Genomic DNA, 21,887 nt, shown 5'->3' with positions numbered 1-21,887 from the left:
GGTTATTGTTTTATACCCTTATTTATGGGGGTAAATTATACTTCGACTAAAGTAGTACCTTCTGCTACGCCCAGATAATGCCGAAGTATCACGTCAACGCTGTTGCCACAAGCGGATGCGATGAGTAGTAGTGCGTTATTGTCATGGGCGTTAGCGTGTGCCGTAAGCGTGATGTACGTGTGCCGTGTGTGGTAGGGAGACAAGTATCCACTTATCAAACCTTGTTCGATTAGTTGGGTTACTACACCAGGATAATGATACGTTTTTTCAGTGCCATCAGCTAGTGTGCTTGTTGTCGAACTACCTACCCATGCCCTAGACACTAAATCTCGTGTCAAGTGCTTACCTCGGAAACCGGAAAAAATTAATCCCTCAGCTTCACCTTGGCTTTTTAGCGTTAGCAGTAGTTGCTTTAGTCGAGAGTTTTCCCCAAAGTAGAACAGTCTTATTTCACCCGTTTTAGTCTCTTTGACCTTGCGGGTGGAATAACCTAACGATTTAGAAAATCGAATTAGATTACGCTCAAAATCAACATCTTTCCATGTCAGCGGAAAGGCTTCTGAGGTACGACATCCTGTTAGAAAGTAAAACTCTATCAAGGGCGCTAAGGCTTTATAAGTCTTGTTACTGGACTCGCAAAATGCCTTGATAATGATATCGCGTTCTATTTTGTTAAAGGCACGACGGTCATTTTCTAACTCTTTCTCATCCTGTACTTCGTGCCACTGAATCAACACGCCATCCACAATCCGAGAAGCATACTTTTGTTGAGTCGTAACCGCTGGCGAACTGTACTTGTCGCCTACAAACGGATTATTGGTTGTAAGCGATGTCAGTAACCCTTTAGACTTACAAAAGTCAAAAGCTTTAGATAATTCACTTATTAGGTAGGACTTTCTACACGTTGATAGCAGACTAATTTGGCTACCTAGAGTAGAATCATCAATTCTCAAGGTTGATATGGGAGTATCTAATTCCTTGTATTTGTTATTTTTTTTATCCCACTTACGCCCGTAAATTGCATTACTAAACATGGTGCAAAAAACATCCTTAAACGTGGTTTCCTCAACAACAGTTTTCTTCCACTCTAGGTATGCCTCCCACATTTGACCTACGGTGATTTCAGGCTCTACTTGTACCGTACCAGGCAACTGTAAAACTTCGGCTAATTTAGCGTATTTACCGCCACCTAAGCTGTACTTAGCAAGGGTAGGGTCAAACAGTTTTTCCCACTCTGGATGGTCTAAATCCGCTTCAAGCGCGATTGCAATTTGCGTGGCACGTTTCCAGTCTTCAGGTTCATCAGCAGAGAAGCCGTATTTGCCTATCCCTAAGCACTTAGGCTTACCTTTAAGGCTTTTGCCGTCTAGTTGCTCCCAAAGAGGGTTATGACGCTTAGGAAACCGCAGTGCGAGACTTCCTTTGTCAGCGTACACGGCAATATCGCAAGCGGGTTGAGCCTTGGATTGAACTTTCATGGGGTAGTCCTCTATAAGTATTGAGTTTTCAAGGTTCTGAAATTCTAGACAAAATCTAGATTATTCTAGCTTTTACCTATCTTGTTTTATACCCTTATTTATGGGGGTAAAGCTTTTAGCTAGTATAACACATATTTTCTCGCTACGCGCCAGTAGCGAGAAAAACGCTTTAAATCTATGTAGCCATCATAGCGAACAAAGGGTTCTGGGGATAAAATTTCAACAGGGAGCGATCGCCCAATTGTGATACAAATATCCTGAAACCGAGGACTGGGACTTTCCGTAGTCACTATTTGATTGGCACTGAATTCTTGAGCAAAAGCCATAACTTCTGTCGCCACATCGCCGCGACGAATAATTACTGGCAATTCCAGCAAACATTCGTAAATAAACAAGATGCGCTTGAGACTTAACTGCCATTCATCGATTAGCGCATCATCCCAAACCCAAATCGCCGGCGCATTTGGGTAGGATTTTAAAACGGGACCTTCGGGGTTTAGACAGTCTCCATGTAGCCAAATAATCGGATTGTTCATAAATGTGTAATCGGGAATCGTGAATCGGAAATTGGTGACGATCACCAACCAATAACAAATAACAAATAACAAATAACAAATAACTAATTAGCGACGTTTTTGAGGACGATTCCAACTTTGAGAACCGCCACTGCGATCGACCTTTTCTGCCGCAGGAAATAACTTCCCTTCCAAATATTCGTAACTCCCCTCAAAATCACATTGTCCGTACAGAGGACAATCGGCACAATACACCCCCTTAGTGTAACGTTCCAAATTCTCCCGATTAAAAAAATAAGCCTTGTGACTAAAAGTGCTAGCTACCCACTGCCAAGAAAGATTATTGCTCGCCGGATCTCCATCTAGCAAATGTGCCAAAAACCAGCGAGCTCCAGCTTGCCAGCGCACTTTGCGCCAGTGCACGAGATAAGCGGCCATCCACATCCGCTGGTGATTGTGTAAATAACCAGTTTCCCGCAACTGCTGGCTGAAACTATCGATACAAACCAAACCAGTCGTCCCCTCAACGATATCTTCGGGCATGATTTCGCTGTAAGATGAAGCGGTATAGCCAGTTTTATAGGGTTCCCGGTCTTGCCAAATCCCCTCTCCCAATTCTGCATAAAGTCGCTGCCAATAATCCCGCCAACCCAACTCGTTGACAAGTTTCACTGCATCTTCTTGATGTCGCACCTTTGCTAGCACCATATCCCGGACTTCTGCAAGGCTCAAAACGCCGTAACGTAAATAGGGCGACAAGCGAGTTACCGCGCCGTTGAGAAAGTTGCGGGTTGAGCTGTACTTGCCGGGATCGACTTGTTGTAGTGCTGTTTCGGCGGCTTTACGCCCGCCTAGGGTGGGGGATACGTGACTGTCTCTGGCGGCGGCTTCGGGGAACTGTTGGCGCAGGTAGGTAATTAATTCTTCGCGGCTGGCAAATTCCCGCTTCATGTCCTGAGTCATTTTTCTTAATCCCCTGTTATTCTTCCTGAATGTTAAAGCTATACACTCAAGGTTAAATATCATAGCAAAATCTTATGGCAACTTTTCCGACGGACGCTAGTGCGATCGTCAGCTCAAGTACACAACTCAAAAATAGCGAAATTCAAGAGTTCGATCGAGCCATGATGCGTCGCTGCATAGAATTAGCCCGTCGCGCCCTCGGCAAAACTGCTCCCAATCCCCTCGTGGGTGCTGTAATTGTCCGCGACGGCAAAATTGTCGGCGAAGGATTTCACCCAGGTGCGGGCCAACCCCACGCCGAAGTTTTTGCACTCCGGGAAGCTGGGGAACTCGCGGCCGGAGCCACGGTTTATGTGAACCTAGAGCCTTGTAACCACTATGGACGGACTCCTCCCTGTTCCGAAGCTTTAATTCAGGCTAAGGTGGCAAAAGTAGTGGCTGGGATGGTCGATCCGAATCCTTTGGTGGCTGGAACAGGACTTGCTCGGTTGCAGGCCACTGGCATTGAAGTTGTGGCTGGGGTAGAAGAGGAAGCTTGTCAGAAACTGAATGAGGCTTTTGTACACCGGATTTTGCACCGACGTCCTTTCGGAATTTTCAAATATGCGATGACTTTAGACGGTAAAATTGCTAGCACTACCGGTCACAGCGCTTGGGTAACAGGCGAGGCGGCTCGGAGCGAAGTACATGGGGTGCGTGTCGGCTGCGATGCTGTGATTGTGGGAGGAAATACGGTGCGTTTGGATAATCCTCAATTGACTAGCCATCAACCCGATCGCCATAATCCCCTACGGGTGGTGATGAGTCGATCGCTCGATTTGCCCAAGTCGGCTCGTTTGTGGGAAACCTCTGGTGCACCTACTTTGGTGTTCACTGAACCTGGGGTTAATCTGGAGTTTCAAGCATTTTTGATGGCAAAAGGGGTGGAAGTTGTGGAATTGTCGCCACTGACACCGACTAATGTTATGGGTTATTTGTACGATCGCTCTTTTCTGTCTGTACTGTGGGAATGTGGCGGCACTCTGGCGGCAAAAGCAATTGCTGACGGTGCGGTGCAGAAAATTATGGCTTTCATTGCTCCTAAAATTGTCGGAGGTTCCCAGGCTCCAACTCCTGTGGGAGATTTGGGGTTTGCCAAAATGACTGATGCTTTAACTTTAGAGCGAGTTTCTTGGCGCACCGTGGGTACAGATTGTTTGATAGAAGGCTATTTGAAAAGTCAAGATTGAAAGTTAAAAAGCCGAAGCAAATCTCTATTTTTAGTTTGGAATTTTTAACTTTTAAGTATTTCTATGCTTGAAATTTTGATTTGGAGTTTGATGGTTGGCAGTCTGGGTTTAGAGTCGGCGCTGGCGGGGGTGTTCATCAACCGCGAGCTATTGGCTATGGGGCAACAATGCGATGAGGAGGAGGAAGTTTTGACTCGCTACGAATCTCAAGAGGAACATTTAGCTGGCCGAGATAATTCGCCATCTAACGGCAATCCTAGACCTGATACTACGGTTGTGGAGTATAAAATTGTGCGGGCTAACAGCGATTTATTTCGGAATCCTGCTATTTTTCAAAAGCTGTGTCGAGAAGAGGCGGAAGTTGGCTGGATGCTGCTAGAAAAACTGGACGACAGGCGGGTGAGGTTCAAACGTGCGATCGCCCTTCGGGATAGCCAGAGGTCAGATTTGCCAGCCTTTGACCCTTACCGCAGTCATTACGGTCCCATGTTGAATGGAACTACTTTGGCAGGGGCGATCGTGTTTCTGAGCGCCATGGTACTTCCTGCTATTTTGGGCTATGCTTTGGTGTCTACGACTCTAATCAGAAATCGGTCGAATGTGCCTTTGGCTCCTATTCAATCTATGCCTTCTCCGGGAGCGCGAGATAATACGAATTAAGACTTGGGTGATTGATGATATTATGTGAGTAGTTAGTGCTTGATTTTTTAATGATTAAAAATTAAGCACCTTTGACCAAAAGGTTACGGATATGATATTGGAATTGAAAGATAGGGCGCGATCGCTTCTCCAGAGGGCATTGAATAATACACAAGCTGACTTTCGTGAGGGACAGTGGGAAGCGATCGCCTCTTTAATTGAAGAGCGATCGAAACTCCTGGTAGTAGAGCGTACAGGTTGGGGCAAAAGCTTAGTCTATTTTCTCGCAACTGGGCTGCTACGAGATAGAGGAGCGGGCCCCACGATCTTGATTTCACCCCTGCTCGCTCTGATGCGAAACCAAATTGTCGCTGCCGAACGAATTGGCATTAAAGCAGCAACAATTAACTCCAGCAATACCGACGAATGGCAACTCGTAAAAAATCAGTTGCTAGCAGGACAAGTCGATGTTCTCTTAATTTCCCCCGAAAGACTCGCAAATGAAGACTTTACAAACACCATTCTGTTACCAATTTCTCAGAAAATTGGGCTATTTGTCGTCGATGAAGCCCACTGCATTTCCGACTGGGGACATGACTTTCGACCAGATTATCGGCGGATTGTCCGAATTTTGCAATCCCTTCCTCAAAACATACCAGTTTTAGCCACAACTGCTACAGCTAACAACCGAGTTGTCAACGATATTGTCGAGCAATTAAGTGCAAATCTCCGCGTCATCAGAGGAAAATTAATCAGAGAAAGCTTGCAACTCCAAAATATCGCTCTTGGAAGTTCAGCAGCAAGAATGGCATGGTTAGCAGAACAATTGCCCAAGCTACCGGGAAGCGGAATTATTTACACCCTAACTGTCAAAGATGCCGAACGGGTTGCCGACTGGTTAACAGAGCAAGGAATTAATGCTAAAGCTTATCACAGCAGGAAAAATAACGAAAAGAACAATAGCGATCGGGAAAATAGCGAGAATAAAGATAGCGATAGGGAAGCTTTAGAGGACAAACTTCTTAACAACGAAATCAAAGTCTTAGTTGCAACTGTAGCTTTAGGAATGGGTTTTGACAAACCCGATTTAGGATTTGTCATTCATTACCAGCGTCCCGGTTCGGTCGTTCATTATTATCAACAAGTAGGGCGAGCGGGTAGAGCCGTAGAACAAGCCTATGGTATCCTTTTAAGCGGCGATGAAGATGACGACATTACCAACTATTTTATCAGAACAGCTTTTCCTCCACAAGCCCATACGCAGGAAGTTTTAATCGCGCTTAACCAAGCAGATAACGGCTTATCTGTTCCCCAGTTAGAGCAAGAAATAAATTTGTGTAAAGGGCAAATTGAGAAAGTTTTAAAACTGCTGTCTCTCGAATCACCAGCCCCGGTAATCAAGCAAAATTCCAAGTGGTATGCTACCCCAGTTGACTATCAGCCAGACACTGATAAAATCGAACGTTTAACGCAAATTCGCCGCCAAGAACAAGACAGAATGCGAGAATATATGGGCGAAAACCAACAATGCCTCATGGCTTTTATCGCAAGAGAATTAGATGATCCCAATCCAACTAACTGTGGCAAATGTGCGGTGTGTTTGGGTCAACCTTTACTGCTAGAAACCCCTTCTATGGAAACGGTAAATCAAGCAATCCAGTACCTGCGACGGTGCGATCGCATTATCGAACCCCGGAAACAATGGCCTCCAGGAAAAGCATTGCCAACTTACGGTTTTTCTGGAAAAATTAAACCTAATTTAATAGCAGAATCCGGCAAGGCGCTGTCTTTATGGGGTGACGCAGGTTGGGGAGAATTAGTTAAACTAGGTAAGTATCAAGATAATAATTTTAGTGACGCACTGGTTGAGGGCGCTTTTGAAATGATTCAGCGCTGGCAACCTGAACCGTTTCCGACTTGGGTGACTTGCGTACCTTCTTTAAATCGTCCCGACTTAGTGCCTAATTTTGCTCAACAACTGGCAGATAGATTAAATTTGCCATTTCAGCCAGTTATTCGGAAAATTCGTCAAACACGAGCTCAAAAAGAAATGAATAACAGTTATAAGCAAGCTCATAATTTGGATGGTGCATTTGCGATCGATACTTGGGAAGGAATCAAAGGAACAGTTTTCTTAGTTGACGATATGGTAGATTCCCGGTGGACTTTTACAGTCATTGCAGCACTTTTACGTCAAGCTGGTAGCGGGTCAGTTTTTCCTATAGCATTATCCCTCAACTCTCTCGCCGATTAGATATATGAATCACGTACTACCGCCAGATACTCAAGCAATTTTACTCTTGTGCGCTAGCTTCGGGCAAAATCGGCAAACAGAACCACAGCCCCTAACGCTTAGCGAATATAATTCTTTGGCTGGTTGGCTGCGCGAAAATCAGATGCGCCCAGAGGATTTGCTAACTCCAAATTGCTTAAACCTATTACAAAATAATCCGGCAAATAACCTTGATTTTTACAGGGTTTCGGCTTTATTAGAACGGGGGGTAATGCTGAGTTTAGCTGTTGAAAAATGGACAAATCAAGGGCTGTGGATATTGGGAAGAAGTGACTCTCAATATCCCAAGCGCCTCAAGCAAATATTGCAACATTTAGCACCAGCAATTCTCTATGGAATTGGCAAGATAAAATTGCTATCTCAGGGAGGATTAGCTATTGTTGGTTCTCGCCATGTTGATGCAGAAGGACTCGATCGCACTCAGAAAATTGCACAGGCTTGCGCCCAAGAAGCAATGCAGGTAGTTTCCGGTGGTGCGCGCGGGGTAGATACTGCGGCAATGTTAAGCGCGCTGGAAGCGGGAGGAACGGCTGTTGGCGTACTGGCTGACAGTTTGGCAGCTTCTTCTGTGGCTGGAAAATATCGCGCTGGCATTAAAGAAGGTAGGCTGACTTTAGTATCTGCTTGCGATCCGAATGCTGGTTTTAATGTTGGCAATGCGATGGGGCGAAACAAATATATTTATGCCTTAGCCGATCGCGCCCTTGTAGTAAGTTGTTCGGGAGGTACGGGCGGTACTTGGGCTGGTGCAATAGAAGCCTTAGAAAAGATAAAAGATGTGCCTGTTTTTGTGCGGATAGATGATGCCGTACCAGAAGGCAATCGCCAACTGCTGAAACGGGGAGCACAACCTTTGCCATTTCCATTTATACCTGGTAGTTCATTAAGGGGAATTTTAAGGAAAATTAGGGAGGAATCTAGATCGGAATTTGGCTCGATGGCAACTGAAGCATCAGCCAATTTTTCTAAATCTGCTGATGCGAGGGAAAACCAACAACCGCAAGATTCGCTGTTAGAAATTGAAGTGGTAGTTACAGATGTGGAAGTGACACACTCATTAACATCGGAGATTGTGGTAAATCAATCGCTTTCAAACTCTGGAGTGGAGATTGTACTCGCAGAAACAGAAGTGGAAGCGTCAGCCCCAGAGGAAAAAGATGTTGCATCTAAGGGAACTTCACAAGATGCGATTCCCTACGGGATATCTTCGATTAACGCACACAGGAACACACAAGCAGTCGAATACCCTCCCATAGATATTTACGAAGCAGTTTTACCGTTCATTCTCAGTCATTTAGAGCAACCGTTAGATGATAAATCTATAGCGGAACTTCTGGATGTTCAAATAGGGCAAATGCGGCTGTGGTTAAAAAAAGCAGTAGCAGAAGGTAAGGTAATCAAAACTAATAAGCCAGTGGCTTATGTAGCCAATCAACAAGGAGCTTTATTGTCTTTGTTAAATGAAAGTGCATAACCCAATGTGACTCCAACTTCCGTGGGGTAAATCATTCAATTATCTACCGAAAATTTCCCATCTAAAATCGATAAACTCCTTAATTTTGTGACGGTGTTATGGAAGGAGCCGATGTCAATGTCAAGTTATAATTTGTATCACCTTCAAATTGAGAAACGCGCAGAAAATAAGTACCAGCAGGCAAAGCCCCATTACTCACAATCTGTTCCGCAGCCGTACCTAAATTATTAGACGAAGCAATAATACCACTCAATCCCACTGCGCCTTGACCGTTGATATCCTGAATTAATTCTAGGTCTGCATCTGCACTCAAACCATCCAGAGTTGCACTGAAAAGACTAGGAGTATTCAATACAAAACTATAAATATCCGTTGGTTCCGCAGCACCTACAAAATCATTTAAATTTTTAGTTCCTGTGAGAATATCTAGGTTTTTAGCAACACTTAAATTATCAGCAACATCTGGTAATGTACCCAAAAGTCCTTCGGCTTGACCAAATTGAATGTAGTGCTCGATCGCACTTTTAACCACCCCATTTCTCACTGCTGCTGCTACCAGCGGATACTTGGCTAAATAAAATGCTGGATCGAAGAAAGGACTGGGTTTGCGAATTTCTGTTTGACCGATTTTCAGAAAGTGTTCAAAGGCTGTAACTTGATTGGTTTGAACTACTCTTTGAACGTCGGGGTTACTGCTTAGGTAAAAACTAACATCAAATAAAGGGTTGGGACTTCGACGCTCAAATTGACCGTAGGCAATAAAATGATCGGCACCAGAAAATTTATTTTTTTCTCCTGATACGGCTACATCCGTGTTTGTTTCTAAATAATAGCTGGCATCAAATAGCGGATTGGGGTCGCGATTTTCAAATTTGCCAATCTTTTGGTAGTGATCGAAGGGACTCGATACCGTGCCTCTGGCGACGGCTACAGCAACATCGGGGTTGTTTTCGAGGTAAAATTTGCGATCGAAAAGAGTTCTGAGGGTTAGCATTTTTATAACAATCTATGTACACTTAACCTGGAAAGTGGATAATCACATTTAATCAATAATCCAGTTCATATCAAATTTTTGTGAAGGTGTCTAGGTTATGGCTAAATCTGCACTGATGGCAATGCTGCGCCGCGCTTCGATAATTGCCCAGAAGTCAATGGCAACGGGTATTCCGGCTGATGAACTGCTGGGGATGCTCACAGATCGCACTTCCAATTTTCCCATATCTCGGCGCGGATTGCTACGGGGGGGTTTGGCGACGGGGGCGGCGCTGGCTGCTGCGACTTTGACGCGGGAGGGAGAGGGGGCTTTTGCTCAACAGCAAGGTCGATCGCCCATTTTGGTTGTCGGCGCGGGAATTGCGGGTTTGACGGCGGCCTATCGCTTGCGTCAAGGGGGTGTACGTGCCGATATCATCGAGGCAACTAACCGCGTGGGGGGGCGGATACGCACTATTCCCAAGGTGGCTGGAACTTTGATTTCGGCGGATGTGGGAGGAGAATATATTGATAGTGGCCACACTACTTTGATTTCCCTGGCGACGGAATTGGGTTTGCGGGCGATCGATTTAGCTCAGGCGCAGACGGGATTGGTCAAGGATACCTTTTTCTTGCAAGGACGGCGATTTTCTATGGAACAATTAATCACCGATTTTGCGCCTATTGCTAGTAAAATTAGGGCTGATTTGCGGGGAATTGGCAATAACCTTGACTATCAAGATTTTACGGAAACAGCCGAAAGAGTAGACAATCTTTCCATCGCTGAATATTTAGATAGTGTAGATACTAGCGTCATTGTTAAGCAGTTACTCCGCATTGCTTACACTACGGAATATGGTCTAGATGTGGACGAACAGTCTGCCTTAAATTTGCTGTTTTTAATTGCTTCTGAGGCTGATAGTTTTCAGTTGTATGGTGACAGTGATGAGCGCTATCAAATTGAGGGTGGCAACAGTCAAATTGTCAATGGTTTGGCTGGTCAATTGTCTGGTTCCATCGAAGCAGGGACTGTTTTGGAAGCGATTAATATTTTGCCGGATGGCCGTTATCGGGTAAGTTTGCGATCGGGACAAAGTGCATTCGATCGCACTTATGAGCGAGTTTTGTTAACTTTGCCCTTCAGCACTCTGCGAGATGTTAATATCAATGTGCCTTTACCTCAACCGAAACGACGGGCGATCGAGCAATTGGGCTACGGTACTAATTCTAAGTTAGTTACGGGCTACCGCAGCCGTCTCTGGCGGGAACTTTATAAATCCACGGCTTCTGTGTTTACAGATTTAGGATTCCAAAATTGTTGGGAAGCTACACCTTTTGCTCCTACGCCTAATGCCTTAGTTACTAATTTTACAGGAGGCAAACAGGGTTTGGCGATCGGTAGTGGCATTCCTGAAGATCAAGCCAAAAAATTCTTGGGACAATTTGAAAAAGTTTTCCCCGGAGTGAAAGATTTGCGATCGGGTAAAGCTGTGCGAGCTTTTTGGTCTGGAGAACGTTATTTTAAAGGTTCCTATTCTTGCTACTTAGTCGGACAATGGACGCAAATGCACGGCGTTGAAGGCGAAAAAGTTGGCAATTTATATTTTGCAGGGGAACACACCTCCCTAGAAAATCAAGGCTATATGGAAGGTGGTTGCGAAACTGGACAAAGAGCAGCTTTGGAAATTTTGCAAGATTTAGGTTTGACAAGTTCTGCTAATGCTTTGAATACTCGTTCAGCTAGTAGTTTGAAAACTCGTAGGCCTAGTCGAAAAGTTCCGGGAGCAAGGACTAAAATATGATTGGGTGCATCTGTGTTTTCCAAATATATTCGTAGGGGCTAAGCATTCCGGGAGCATCCCGATTTTGTAGGGGCGAAGCATTCCGGCCGTAAATCTTTCCTTTTAACCAATAATATCATTTCCGGTTACACCGTCAGGTGATGTTGACAGTTGACGGTTGACAGTTGACGGTTGACAGTTGACGGTTTACGGTTGACGGTTGACAGTGAACAGTGAACAGTGAACTCGAATTTACTATTCCGATGAAGAGATGATTTGATATTATATAAAATCCTCTCTTCATCGTCCTGTATTAAACTCTCTCTTCTCTTGCTTCGCGTACTTCGCGCCTTCGCGGTTAAATCATTCCGATACAACCGGAATTGATATAACTTATCTGCCGAAATGCTTCGCCCTGACTACTCCCAATTTGTGTGGGAAAATCAATGACAAACTTACCTGGCATAATCGCATTCTCAATTCTACTGGCAATGCTGACATCAGCTAAATCTTTACTGGCGAATACCCCAACTCCTCTGGCTCAAAATCGGGAAATTGATGAACCTTTTTGCTACATGAAAACTCCCGATGGCAAAACCGTAGATTTAGGTAACTTGTGCGAGCAAAAACCAGCATCAAGAACTTCCCAAAGTTGTATTAGCGGTTCCAATATAGCCAAGTCTATTTTGATTACTAATGTAAATTATGAGGGCAATTTTTTAAGTGGTAAAATTGTCAATCAAAGCTGTAAAGTTGTCCAAAATATCAAAGTCAATTATGAAGTTTTGGATGAGTCAGACAATCTCATAGACAACGGATTTATCTCGGTTCAACCAGTTGCTGTGGAACCGGGAAAGTCCGCTATTTTTCGGGGAGAAGTGATAGCGGGGGCGAAGGTAGTCGCAACTCATGTTGATTTTAAATTTTAGATTGGAGACTGGAATAATTGAATTATTTAATAATTAACAGCAACTCCGGCTGGACAAAAATTGCGTCGCCTGGACGCTTTCTGTAAAGAAAGATTTTCTATATTTGCGCGATCGCTGGTATTATATTTTGGCTCATATATAGCAATCCTTGCAGGAGTCGTAAAGTTTTTACCCCACCCCAACCCTCCCCTTATATCGTTTCCGGCTGCATCGGAATGATTTAACCACAGAGAACGCAGAGAACACAGAGGGAGATAAGAGAGATGAATAATTCCGATGTTACCGGATTTGATATTACTAAGGGGAGGGGGTAAGAGAGAAATTTCACAAATGATTTAGGATTGCTATATCTCTAGAAACATAACTTGCAGAGGTAAAATATCTTGAAAACGCGATCGACTTATTGGCAAATCCTACCCTACCTCCGTCCCCAAAAGCAAACCATCGGTAAAGCATTAGCTTGTACCTTAGTATTTACTGTCTGTTGGCCGATTATAGCGTGGCTGGTTGGCGAAACAGCAAAATTTATAGGTAAAGGAGATTTAAAAGGATTCGCCCAAATTGCCGCACTCAGTGCCATTATATTTCTGATTCGGGGAACAGTTCAGTACGGTCAAGATACGCTGATGGCAAAAGCAGCTTTGACCATTACTTTAGAAATTCGCAAAAAAGTTTACGCACACCTGCAATTACTGAATCTTGGCTATTTTGAAACTGCAAAAACGGGAGATTTATCCTATCGCCTCACTGAAGATATTGACCGCATTGGCGAAGTCATAAATAAATTTTTCCATCAGTTTATCCCTTGCATTTTACAGCTAATTGTGGTAATGGGATATATGATTTATCTCAACTGGCAATTAACTTTAGGTGCATTAATCATTGCACCGCTGATGGCACTATTAATTAGCTGGTTTGGAGAGAAACTGCTCAGTTATTCACGAGAAAGTCAAAATCGGATCTCTGACTTATCAGCTTTGCTAACAGAAGTATTCAGCGGTATTCGTTTAATCAAAGCTTTTGTAGCCGAAGAATATGAAATTTCTCGCTTTACAGAAGCAGCGGAACAAAATCGTCGTGCTAAATATTTATCAGAACGAGTAAAAGCACTTCAGTTCGTAGTAGTGGGCTTTCTCGAAGCAATTAGCGTGATTTTGTTGTTTTTCCTGGGAGGTTGGCAAATTGCTCAAGGAAATCTCACAGGTATTCAATTTATTAGTTACATCGCGGGAGTAGCGCTGTTAATCGATCCGATCGCCATTACTACTGCTAATTACGGTGATTTCAAGCAGGGAGAGGCTTCTAGCGATCGCATTTTTGAGCTATTAGCAATTGTACCCACCATAGTCGAAAAGCCTGGGGCGATCGAACTTCCCCATGTTACGGGAAAAGTCGAATACCGCAACATTAATTTTGCCTACCCCCTTCAACCCGCCCTCGATCAGGGGGTAAAACAACCTCAACCCGCCCTCGATCAGGGATTAAAACAGCCTCAATCCCCCCTTGAAAAGGGGATAAAACAGCCTCAATCCGCCCTCGATCAGGGGGTAAAACAGCCTCAATCCCCCCTTGAAAAGGGGGTAAAACAGCCTCAATCCGCCCTCGATCAGGGGGTAAAACAGCCTCAATCCGCCCTCGATCAGGGGGTAAAACAGCCTCAATCCGCCCTTAATAAGGGGGTAAAACAGCCTCAACCCCCCCTTAATAAGGGGGGGCAAGGGGGGGTTCCCATTTTACAAAATATGAGTTTACTGGCACTTCCGGGAGAAATGATTGCGCTTGTGGGCGCATCCGGTGCGGGGAAAACTACTTTAGTAAACTTGTTACCCAGATTTTACGATCCGCAAGCTGGAGAAATTTTAATTGATGGGATTAATATTCAAGATGTGACATTAAATACGCTGCGGCAGCAAATCGGGATTGTACCCCAGGAAACTATTTTATTTTCCGGGACAATTGCTCAAAATATTGCCTTTGGGCGCTCTTATTACGAACTCAAAGATGTGGAAAAAGCGGCGCAAATTGCCAACGCCCATCAATTTATTAGTGATTTTCCCGACGGCTATCAAACTTGGGTTGGGGAAAGGGGTGTAAATTTATCTGGTGGTCAAAAACAAAGAATTGCGATCGCCCGTGCAGTGTTGCTAAATCCGCGAATTCTCATCCTGGATGAAGCGACATCAGCCTTAGATTCCGAATCAGAAGCTTTGGTGCAGGAAGCATTAGAAAGATTGATGCAAGACAGGACTGTATTTATTATCGCCCACCGTTTGGCAACTGTGCGGAAAGCCGACAGAATCTTAGTTTTGGAAAAAGGGAGAGTTATGGAGTCAGGAACCCATGAGGAATTGCTAGAAAAAGGCGAGCGTTATGCTGGTTATTATGCTCAGCAATTCAGTTAGTTAAAGTAAATAGGACCGATCGACTCCGCCCAAGAAACCGTGGTTTTATCCAAACAGAGTGTCATCAGTTATTACTGATTAGTAATTAGTAATTCTCACTCTGCTCTTCCTCTGTGTCCTCTGCGCTCTCTGCGGTAAAAAAATCCGATCCAACCCTAAAGGAGATGACTCAGTTATAACCCACTGTTCATTCTTTACAGCAAGGCTTAAAAAACAAATTAGGATGCTTGCTAGTGTCCCATTTTTAAGTTAGGAACTTGTTGGCGTAGGGGAATCTGAATCACGAACTCAGTTCCTTTCCCGATCGCAGAAAAACAATTGAGCTTACCACCATGTTTTTCCGTGATGATTTGATAACTGATAGACATCCCCATACCAGTCCCTTTTCCCACAGGCTTGGTGGTAAAAAACGGATCGAAAATGCGTTGCTGAATCTGTTCGGACATACCAACACCGTTATCAGCGATCGCAATTTCTATCCACTCAGCATCGATCGGTGACGTGCGAATCCTAATCTCCCCCGGATTAGCTTCCAGTTGCTCATAGGTTTTCTCACTACCGCTTTCTTCGAGGGCATCGATCGCATTTGCCAGAATATTCATCAACACCTGGTTCAGTTGTCCAGGGTAGCACTCAGCGTAAGGTAGGAGGAGGTTGTAATCCTTAATTACCTTAATCTCTGGGAAATCGCCTCTGGCTTTGAGGCGATTTCCCAAAATCACGAGGGTACTGTCAATCCCTTCGTGAATATCGACGGTTTTAAAATCAGCTTCCTCAAGGCGGGAGAAGTTGCGTAATGAGAGTACAATCTGACGAATGCGATCGGTGCCAATCTTCATCGAATCCAGTATTTTCGGTAAGTCTGTCTGCAAAAATTCTAAATCGATGTCATCCACCAGAGCTTGAATATCAGGGGACGTATTTGGGTTCTGCTGCTGATAAAGTTGAATCAGATCCATCAGATTCTGAGTGTACTCCCCCAAATAGGTCAAATTCCCATGAATGAAATTAACGGGGTTATTGATTTCATGGGCCACCCCAGCCACTAACTGCCCTAAACTCGACATTTTTTCTGCCTGAACCAGTTGCATTTGGGCCTGTTGCAACTCCAGCAGAGTGCGTTCCACCTGCTCTCGCGCTTCAGTAATAGCAGCAATTTGGGGCAGACTGGTCCAAGAGGCGATCGCCACTCCCACAAAAGCCACCGTCACTAACAAAATGCTAAACAACGGCACATATTGCCCCACACCCACCCGATCTAAACCCGCTCTCACCCACCAGCCAATACTCACCGCACTGCACAATAAGCCAATTAATATTGTTACCTGAAATGCCAACCAATCTGTTGTGCCAGTATGAGATTGCCGATCGTAACGTTGCATCCACCCATCGGGATGGAATAGGGAGAAATTCAGGCGAGGTAATCGAGTGCCCGCCACGCCAATCAGCCAAGGTAAGAGTAAACCAATGGCTAAGTCCTCCCAGCCCCATGCCAAGCCGCCCACCACCAACACAGTCGCTTCCATGCCAAAAAAACCCAGGGACAACCAAGGCCATCGAGCTTCTGGTAGTCGCCGACTGACCCACTCACCTAAGTGAATTGCCATCATCGAACTCAGGTAGCCGGTGCCCGCCACCATCACCACCCGTGCGACATCGCCCCACCCCAGGCAAATGAGACTCAGCCCGAGGGTAAAAAATAAACTGGGTTCGAGCACTCCTCGGCGAGACAGCACGGCAAATACGGGCGGTAAGTAGCCATCTTTGGCTAACTGATACAAAATCCGGGGACTGTTAGAAACAGCCGTAGCAGAGCTGAGGAGACATCCTGACGTAATCAGAAAGGTGACCAGGGCGGGGGCGAATGCGCCCCAGAAGGGGTGTGTTGCTGCCACTAGATTGAGATAGGCGCTATCCCCTAAGCCGGGATCTGTGGCTAACCGCATTAAAACCCACGATCCACCGAGATAGACGATCGGAATCAATCCAGTCGTTACCTGCAAGCACCGGAGGGTAACACGGGGTTGGCAGCTATCGGCCACAAAGGAAGAAGCACTCTCGCAACCATAAACCGCATAGACGGCGATAAAGAACCATTTCATCCAATCGATCGCAGAAATGCCTACTCCCAGATCCGGCAGTAGCCCTGGGCTAGTGGGAGTCAAACTTAACCAACCTATGCCTTGAAGACAAAAGGTGAGGAGAAACCCGATCGCCGGAAATATAAAAAAAGAGTGCAAAATCCCTAGGGTGCGAGTTCCACTAAAAGCAACGATAAAGGGCAGCACGGTAAACCCAATTCTGAGTAGGGTTTCTGGACAAGTAATGCCCAGTGGAGCCAGATTCACCTTAATTAAATCGGTCAGAATAATCGCATTCATGGGTGGAACAGATACCCAGCCCAGCAAGTAGCCGATCGCCCCATAGCGAGCCAAGTTTGGGAAATGGTGGAGCAAGCGGGTAGTATAGTTTGGGGTCCCCCCAGCGACATCTGGGAAATAGGTTCCTAACCGCTTAACTTGCAGGTTGAGCATCATACCAATGATTGTTCCGGGAAACCAAACCCAAATCGCCTGGGGACCTAGGGCAGCATTCATTGCAGGCGCAGTCCCTAACCATAAAAGCAACCCACTAAAGCCAAACCCCCAGGTTTCTGGTGAAGAAAGACTCCGAGGTAAGGCTGGTATGGAAACCGGATCGCGATTCGTGGTTAATTCTCTCATTTCAAATCTTCCAACCGAATCCTCGGATCGATCGCCTTCAGCAACAAATCAGCCAACAAATTACCAACAATCAACATCGCAGAACCCATCATCAAAGTTGCCATGACTAAATACAAATCTTGATTAGTCACAGCATCCAAAGCCAGCTTTCCCAAACCAGGCCAATTAAAAAAAAGTTCCGCAATAAACGCACCACTCAACAAACTAGCAAACTCAAAACCCAACAACGTAATCAATGGATTGACCGCATTCCGTAGAGCATGAATATAAATTACGCGATTTTCTGGCAAACCTTTAGCCCGTGCTGTTCTGATATAATCTTGACGCAGTACATCCAATAATTGTCCCCGCATCAATCTTTGCAAACCTGCAAAACCCGTCAGGCTCAAGGCGACTGTGGGCAAAATTAAGTGCCAGCCGTAATCCATGATTTGTCCCCAAAAAGGTAAGTCCGCGTGGTCAATACTGGTCATTCCTCCTACTGGAAACAGAGGCGAAGTATTCTGGGCAAAAAATAGCAGCAGCAAAGCCATGATAAAGCTGGGAAATCCTTGTCCTGTGTAGCTGACTACTTGCAAAACGCGATCGACTGTCCGATTTTGATTGACAGCGGCGATGATTCCCAAGGGAATAGCGATCGCCCAAGTTACAATCAAAGAGGCGATCGCCATTAACAGCGTCGCCGGTACCCTTTCCCACAACAGAGAAGCCACCGATCGCTGATACACAAAACTCGTACCAAAATTCCCCCGCGTTACAATTTGTTGCAACCACAGCCAATACTGGACAAAAGCAGGTTTATCTAAGCCAAATTGTTGTTCGAGTTGTTTAAGTGTTTCTCGCGAAATCTTCGGATTTTGGCTCAAAGTATCCAAGTAATTTCCCGGTGCAAGTTCAATAATTGCAAAACAAAGAATTGATGCTAAAAATAGCGTTAACAGAGCCTGTAACAGTCTCTTGAAAACATAGATAAATGTCTCACTGCCAAACAGAGAACTCAACACTCGTAAATTTTCGTGAAACTTAATAGAAGTCATAGCATTTTAGAATTTAGAATTTAGATGTGTGAATGAGCTCAAATCCGTTAGTATCGGAATAATGCATCTCTCTCTGCTCTGACTCTCTTCCTCTGTGTCCTCTGCGGCCTCTGCGGTTAAAAAGTCTTTATTCAAAAGTTAACAGTTAACAGTCAACAGTCAACAGTTAACAGTCAACCGTCAACAGTTAACAGTTAACAGTCAACATACTAATACTCAACTAGCGTCACAATTGGTACATCGGGCAATTTCTGTCTGCCGCCCAAAGCCTGCAATTCAATTACAAAAGCAAAACCTACCAGTTCGCAGCCAGCTTGCTCTAACAGCTTAGCCGTTGCAGCGGCTGTCCCCCCAGTGGCGATTAAATCGTCCACCACTAGCACCCTACTACCCGGTGTCATCGCATCTTGGTGCATTTCCAGTCGATCGCTACCATACTCCAACTCATACTCAGCGAAATAAACCGCTGATGGCAATTTCCCTGGCTTGCGGACGGGAACAAAGCCCAATCCCATTTTATAAGCCAAAGGAGTCCCAAATATAAAGCCCCGCGATTCCATACCCACCACATAGTCAGGAGACATTGCAGAGCATTTTTCGGCTAAACTGTCAATGATATAGCTCAGTCCTTGGGGGTTTCGCAACAAAGTTGTAATATCTCGAAACATGATTCCCGGCTTTGGGAAATCAGGAATATCGCGAATCAGAGATTTGAGATCCATAAGCTTGTAAAGTGGGGGGTTAAGAGTAACAAGGCATCAAAAATGGTACACCAATAATGTCAAAAATTAGAAACTAAAAATAAAAAATAAAACTAATAACTTTTTAGCGTTTTATTTTTGAATTGGTTAAAACAGTACCTACCATCCAAGGAAATGTCATAATTTCCTAACAACAGGGTTGAATATTCAGATTTTTCGCCCTAAGATCTAAAGTCAAAAATCTCATATCTAAAATCCAATGATCAAGTTGGCAGCACGAGTGGGCGAAGTTCCTCCTTCCATTACCTTAGCGATCGCAGCTAAGGCAAAAGCCATGAAGGCCGAGGGGATTGATGTCTGTAGTTTGAGTACAGGAGAACCAGATTTTGATACCCCAGAACACATTAAAGCAGCGGCAAAGCAAGCTTTAGACAGTGGTAAAACTAAGTATGGTCCAGCCGCTGGCGAACCGGAGTTAAAAGCTGCGATCGCCCGTAAACTCCGCGACGATAACAACCTCCACTATCAACCTGAGAATATCATTGTCAGCAACGGTGGTAAGCATTCTCTGTATAATCTGATGATGGCTCTGATTGAGCAGGGAGACGAAGTAATTATCCCTGCTCCCTACTGGCTGAGTTATCCAGAAATGGTCAAACTAGCCAGCGGTAAGCCAGTAATTGTCCAGACTGATGCTTCTACGGGATATAAAATCACCCCGGAACAACTGCGTCAAGCCATTACCCCCCGCACCAAGTTATTTGTCCTCAATTCGCCATCTAACCCTACGGGAATGGTGTATACTCCCGCGGAAATCAAAGCACTAGCAGAGGTAATAGTCGAGACAGATATCTTAGTCGTTTCGGACGAAATTTACGAAAAAATTATATACGACGGAGCCCAACACGTCAGCATCGGTTCCCTAGGCAAAGAAATATTCGATCGCACCATCATCAGTAGCGGTTTTGCTAAAGCTTACTCCATGACTGGCTGGCGAGTTGGCTATTTGGCCGGACCGCTCGAATTAATCAAAGCTACCAGTACCGTTCAAGGACATAGTACCTCAAACGTGTGTACCTTTGCACAGTACGGGGCGATCGCAGCTTTGGAAAGCAGCCAAGAATCCGTGGAAAAAATGCGTCTGGCTTTTGCCGAGCGCCGTGAAGTAATATTTGAATTACTCGATGCTATCCCCGGAATTAGCTGCACCAAACCCGACGGTGCTTTCTATATGTTTGTCAATATCAGCAAAACTGGCATGACTTCTCTAGAATTTTCCGAAGGTTTATTAGAACAGCAAAAAGTAGCAGTTATTCCCGGTATTGCTTTTGGTGCAGATGACCACATTCGCTTGTCTTACGCCACCGATTTAGGCACAATCAAAAAAGCTGTGGAAAGGCTGGATAAATTTATCCGCCACGTCTAAAAATTCGTTAGTAGTCAGTGGTTATTTGTTGTTTGTTGTTTGTTGTTTGTTGTTTGTTATTTGTTGTTTGTTATTTGTTATTTGTTGTTTGTTATTTGTTCCCAATGACCAATGACCAATGACCAATGACCAATGAACAATGAACAATGACCAATGACCACTGACCAATGACCACTGACCAATAACCAATAACTACAGTTGTTTAGTCATAATCTCTTTGAGCAAATCCAGCCCCTTCTTAACACGCCGAGAAACAGTCACCGCACTAATACCCAAGCGTTCAGCCGTTTCCTTCTGCGTCAAATCATAAAGAAAAACAAACTCCAATATCTCACGAGTTCGTTGTTCCAACATAGACAAAGCTTGCTGTACCCGAATTTGGTCTTCTTGAGCCAACTGAAAGCTGCGATACTTGCTATCGGGCACCAATGCTCCCAGACAAGTAGTCCCCTCATTTTCATCTTGCACCGGCGCATCCAAGCTCAGAGGTGCCCGGTTGAGGTGGGCCAGCTTAATTTCTCGCCATTCTTCCACAGAAACTTCCAACACCGCGGCAACTTCCGCATCTGTAGGATTTCGGTTGAACTGCACTTGCAAATCCTTAATCACTGATACAGATTTGCGTTCGAGCGATAACCAGTGTCTCGGAACTCGCACCGAAGGGCTTTTATCCCGTAGATAGTGCTGAATTTCCCCCCGGATGTAGGGAATTGCAAAGGAACTAAAGGCGTGTCCCTTGGATAAATCAAACCGCTCAATGGCTCTGATCAAACCAATACACCCAACTTGCAGCAAGTCGTCGTAGCTTTCCCCGCACTGGTTGAGCCAGTGGTGAACTTCTTTTCTCACCAATCCGATATTGAGTTTAACTAACTGATTGCGGACTTCGTTGGATGCAGAACTTTGGTACTCGCGCAACAATTGCAAGTTTTCGGTTTTTAGTTCGTTTGGGACTGTGGTAGACATAGTGGCATAGGGGTTGGTAGAGCAGAGCAGTGATTTGGCCTTAGATGTAGATTTCTAATCTAGTCTAAAAAATTCCTATTTAATTGGTGTAATCCTAGCACTTGATAGCTGTGACAGCCGACACATCTGTTGAGCTTGGCCAAGGTGCAGTGATTTGGTGGAGTCCTGCGCGGGTATGATTTTACCCGTAGGGTCTTACAAATATAATTTTTCGGATTTTTTCCACTGGATATTGTAAGTGAAAATTTGTTTTAATGCAATACTTTAATTAATTAAAAAATAAAATTTTACAACCCACAAACAATAATAATCAAATCATAAATTTATTGATTAGTCAACAGTCCTCAGTTACATTCCTT

At 44.7% G+C, this 21,887-nt stretch carries 16 protein-coding genes; 8 read left to right on the top strand and 8 right to left on the bottom strand.

Annotation, left to right across the window (positions count from 1 at the left end):
- Nucleotides 1-35 precede the first annotated feature (35 nt).
- The 3 genes from ACBR23_RS00375 to ACBR23_RS00365 form a co-directional block, all read right to left on the bottom strand.
- Nucleotides 36-1,478, bottom strand: a complete 1,443-nt coding sequence (locus ACBR23_RS00375; protein ID WP_371113774.1) for a tyrosine-type recombinase/integrase — start codon at nucleotides 1,476-1,478, stop codon at nucleotides 36-38.
- Nucleotides 1,479-1,597: 119 nt separating this feature from the next.
- Nucleotides 1,598-2,014: a hypothetical protein gene (locus tag ACBR23_RS00370; RefSeq protein ID WP_371118329.1), complete on the bottom strand. Its 417-nt coding sequence runs from the start codon at nucleotides 2,012-2,014 to the stop codon at nucleotides 1,598-1,600.
- Nucleotides 2,015-2,101: 87 nt separating this feature from the next.
- Nucleotides 2,102-2,956 carry an FAD-binding domain-containing protein gene (locus ACBR23_RS00365; protein WP_371118328.1) on the bottom strand — a complete coding sequence of 285 codons (855 nt, stop codon included), beginning with the start codon at nucleotides 2,954-2,956 and terminating at the stop codon, nucleotides 2,102-2,104.
- A 74-nt stretch (nucleotides 2,957-3,030) separates the two neighbouring features.
- On the opposite strand from ACBR23_RS00365, the gene ribD reads away from it, so the two are divergent.
- From ribD to ACBR23_RS00345, 4 genes are all read left to right on the top strand, one after another.
- A complete protein-coding gene (gene ribD, locus ACBR23_RS00360; RefSeq protein ID WP_371118327.1) occupies nucleotides 3,031-4,185 on the top strand; it encodes a bifunctional diaminohydroxyphosphoribosylaminopyrimidine deaminase/5-amino-6-(5-phosphoribosylamino)uracil reductase RibD in 1,155 nt (384 codons plus the stop codon).
- Between the two features lie 63 nt (nucleotides 4,186-4,248).
- Nucleotides 4,249-4,845: a hypothetical protein gene (locus ACBR23_RS00355; RefSeq protein ID WP_341735802.1), complete on the top strand. Its 597-nt coding sequence runs from the start codon at nucleotides 4,249-4,251 to the stop codon at nucleotides 4,843-4,845.
- A gap of 91 nt (nucleotides 4,846-4,936) precedes the next feature.
- A complete protein-coding gene (locus ACBR23_RS00350) occupies nucleotides 4,937-7,078 on the top strand; it encodes a RecQ family ATP-dependent DNA helicase (RefSeq protein WP_371121352.1) in 2,142 nt (713 codons plus the stop codon).
- 4 nt (nucleotides 7,079-7,082) lie between these two features.
- Nucleotides 7,083-8,591, top strand: a complete 1,509-nt coding sequence (locus tag ACBR23_RS00345) for a DNA-processing protein DprA (protein WP_371115794.1) — start codon at nucleotides 7,083-7,085, stop codon at nucleotides 8,589-8,591.
- Between the two features lie 79 nt (nucleotides 8,592-8,670).
- Here ACBR23_RS00345 and ACBR23_RS00340 read toward each other — a convergent pair whose 3' ends face one another.
- Nucleotides 8,671-9,585, bottom strand: coding sequence for a PPC domain-containing protein (locus ACBR23_RS00340; RefSeq protein ID WP_371118325.1), 915 nt, complete (start codon nucleotides 9,583-9,585; stop codon nucleotides 8,671-8,673).
- Nucleotides 9,586-9,682: 97 nt separating this feature from the next.
- Between ACBR23_RS00340 and ACBR23_RS00335 the strand changes: the two genes are divergently transcribed.
- The 3 genes from ACBR23_RS00335 to ACBR23_RS00325 all read left to right on the top strand — a co-directional run bounded on the left by ACBR23_RS00335 (nucleotide 9,683) and on the right by ACBR23_RS00325 (nucleotide 14,675).
- Nucleotides 9,683-11,365, top strand: a complete 1,683-nt coding sequence (locus ACBR23_RS00335; RefSeq protein WP_371118324.1) for a flavin monoamine oxidase family protein — start codon at nucleotides 9,683-9,685, stop codon at nucleotides 11,363-11,365.
- A gap of 425 nt (nucleotides 11,366-11,790) precedes the next feature.
- Nucleotides 11,791-12,273: an FxLYD domain-containing protein gene (locus ACBR23_RS00330; RefSeq protein WP_371118323.1), complete on the top strand. Its 483-nt coding sequence runs from the start codon at nucleotides 11,791-11,793 to the stop codon at nucleotides 12,271-12,273.
- Between the two features lie 383 nt (nucleotides 12,274-12,656).
- Nucleotides 12,657-14,675, top strand: coding sequence for an ABC transporter transmembrane domain-containing protein (locus tag ACBR23_RS00325; protein ID WP_371118322.1), 2,019 nt, complete (start codon nucleotides 12,657-12,659; stop codon nucleotides 14,673-14,675).
- A gap of 230 nt (nucleotides 14,676-14,905) precedes the next feature.
- On the opposite strand, the gene ACBR23_RS00320 is transcribed toward ACBR23_RS00325, so the two are convergent.
- The 3 genes from ACBR23_RS00320 to ACBR23_RS00310 all read right to left on the bottom strand — a co-directional run bounded on the left by ACBR23_RS00320 (nucleotide 14,906) and on the right by ACBR23_RS00310 (nucleotide 19,157).
- Nucleotides 14,906-17,398, bottom strand: coding sequence for an ATP-binding protein (locus ACBR23_RS00320; RefSeq protein WP_371118321.1), 2,493 nt, complete (start codon nucleotides 17,396-17,398; stop codon nucleotides 14,906-14,908).
- Nucleotides 17,395-18,435: an ABC transporter permease gene (locus ACBR23_RS00315; RefSeq protein WP_371115788.1), complete on the bottom strand. Its 1,041-nt coding sequence runs from the start codon at nucleotides 18,433-18,435 to the stop codon at nucleotides 17,395-17,397. The genes ACBR23_RS00320 and ACBR23_RS00315 overlap by 4 nt, the downstream gene beginning before the upstream one ends.
- A 209-nt stretch (nucleotides 18,436-18,644) precedes the next feature.
- Nucleotides 18,645-19,157, bottom strand: coding sequence for an adenine phosphoribosyltransferase (locus ACBR23_RS00310; RefSeq protein ID WP_371115787.1), 513 nt, complete (start codon nucleotides 19,155-19,157; stop codon nucleotides 18,645-18,647).
- Nucleotides 19,158-19,395: 238 nt separating this feature from the next.
- Here ACBR23_RS00310 and ACBR23_RS00305 point away from each other — a divergent pair, with 238 nt between their 5' ends.
- Nucleotides 19,396-20,562, top strand: a complete 1,167-nt coding sequence (locus ACBR23_RS00305; protein WP_371118320.1) for a pyridoxal phosphate-dependent aminotransferase — start codon at nucleotides 19,396-19,398, stop codon at nucleotides 20,560-20,562.
- A 192-nt stretch (nucleotides 20,563-20,754) separates the two neighbouring features.
- On the opposite strand, the gene ACBR23_RS00300 is transcribed toward ACBR23_RS00305, so the two are convergent.
- Entirely contained in the window at nucleotides 20,755-21,528 is a 774-nt protein-coding gene (locus ACBR23_RS00300) for an RNA polymerase sigma factor SigF (RefSeq protein WP_341731437.1), read from the bottom strand.
- Nucleotides 21,529-21,887: the final 359 nt, after the last annotated feature.

Origin of the sequence: Microcoleus sp. (assembly GCF_041354475.1) — a bacterium.
GTDB lineage: Bacteria > Cyanobacteriota > Cyanobacteriia > Cyanobacteriales > Microcoleaceae > Microcoleus.
The sequence above is the reverse complement of the archived record's forward strand: the minus strand, read 5'-3'. Positions and strand labels throughout refer to the sequence as shown.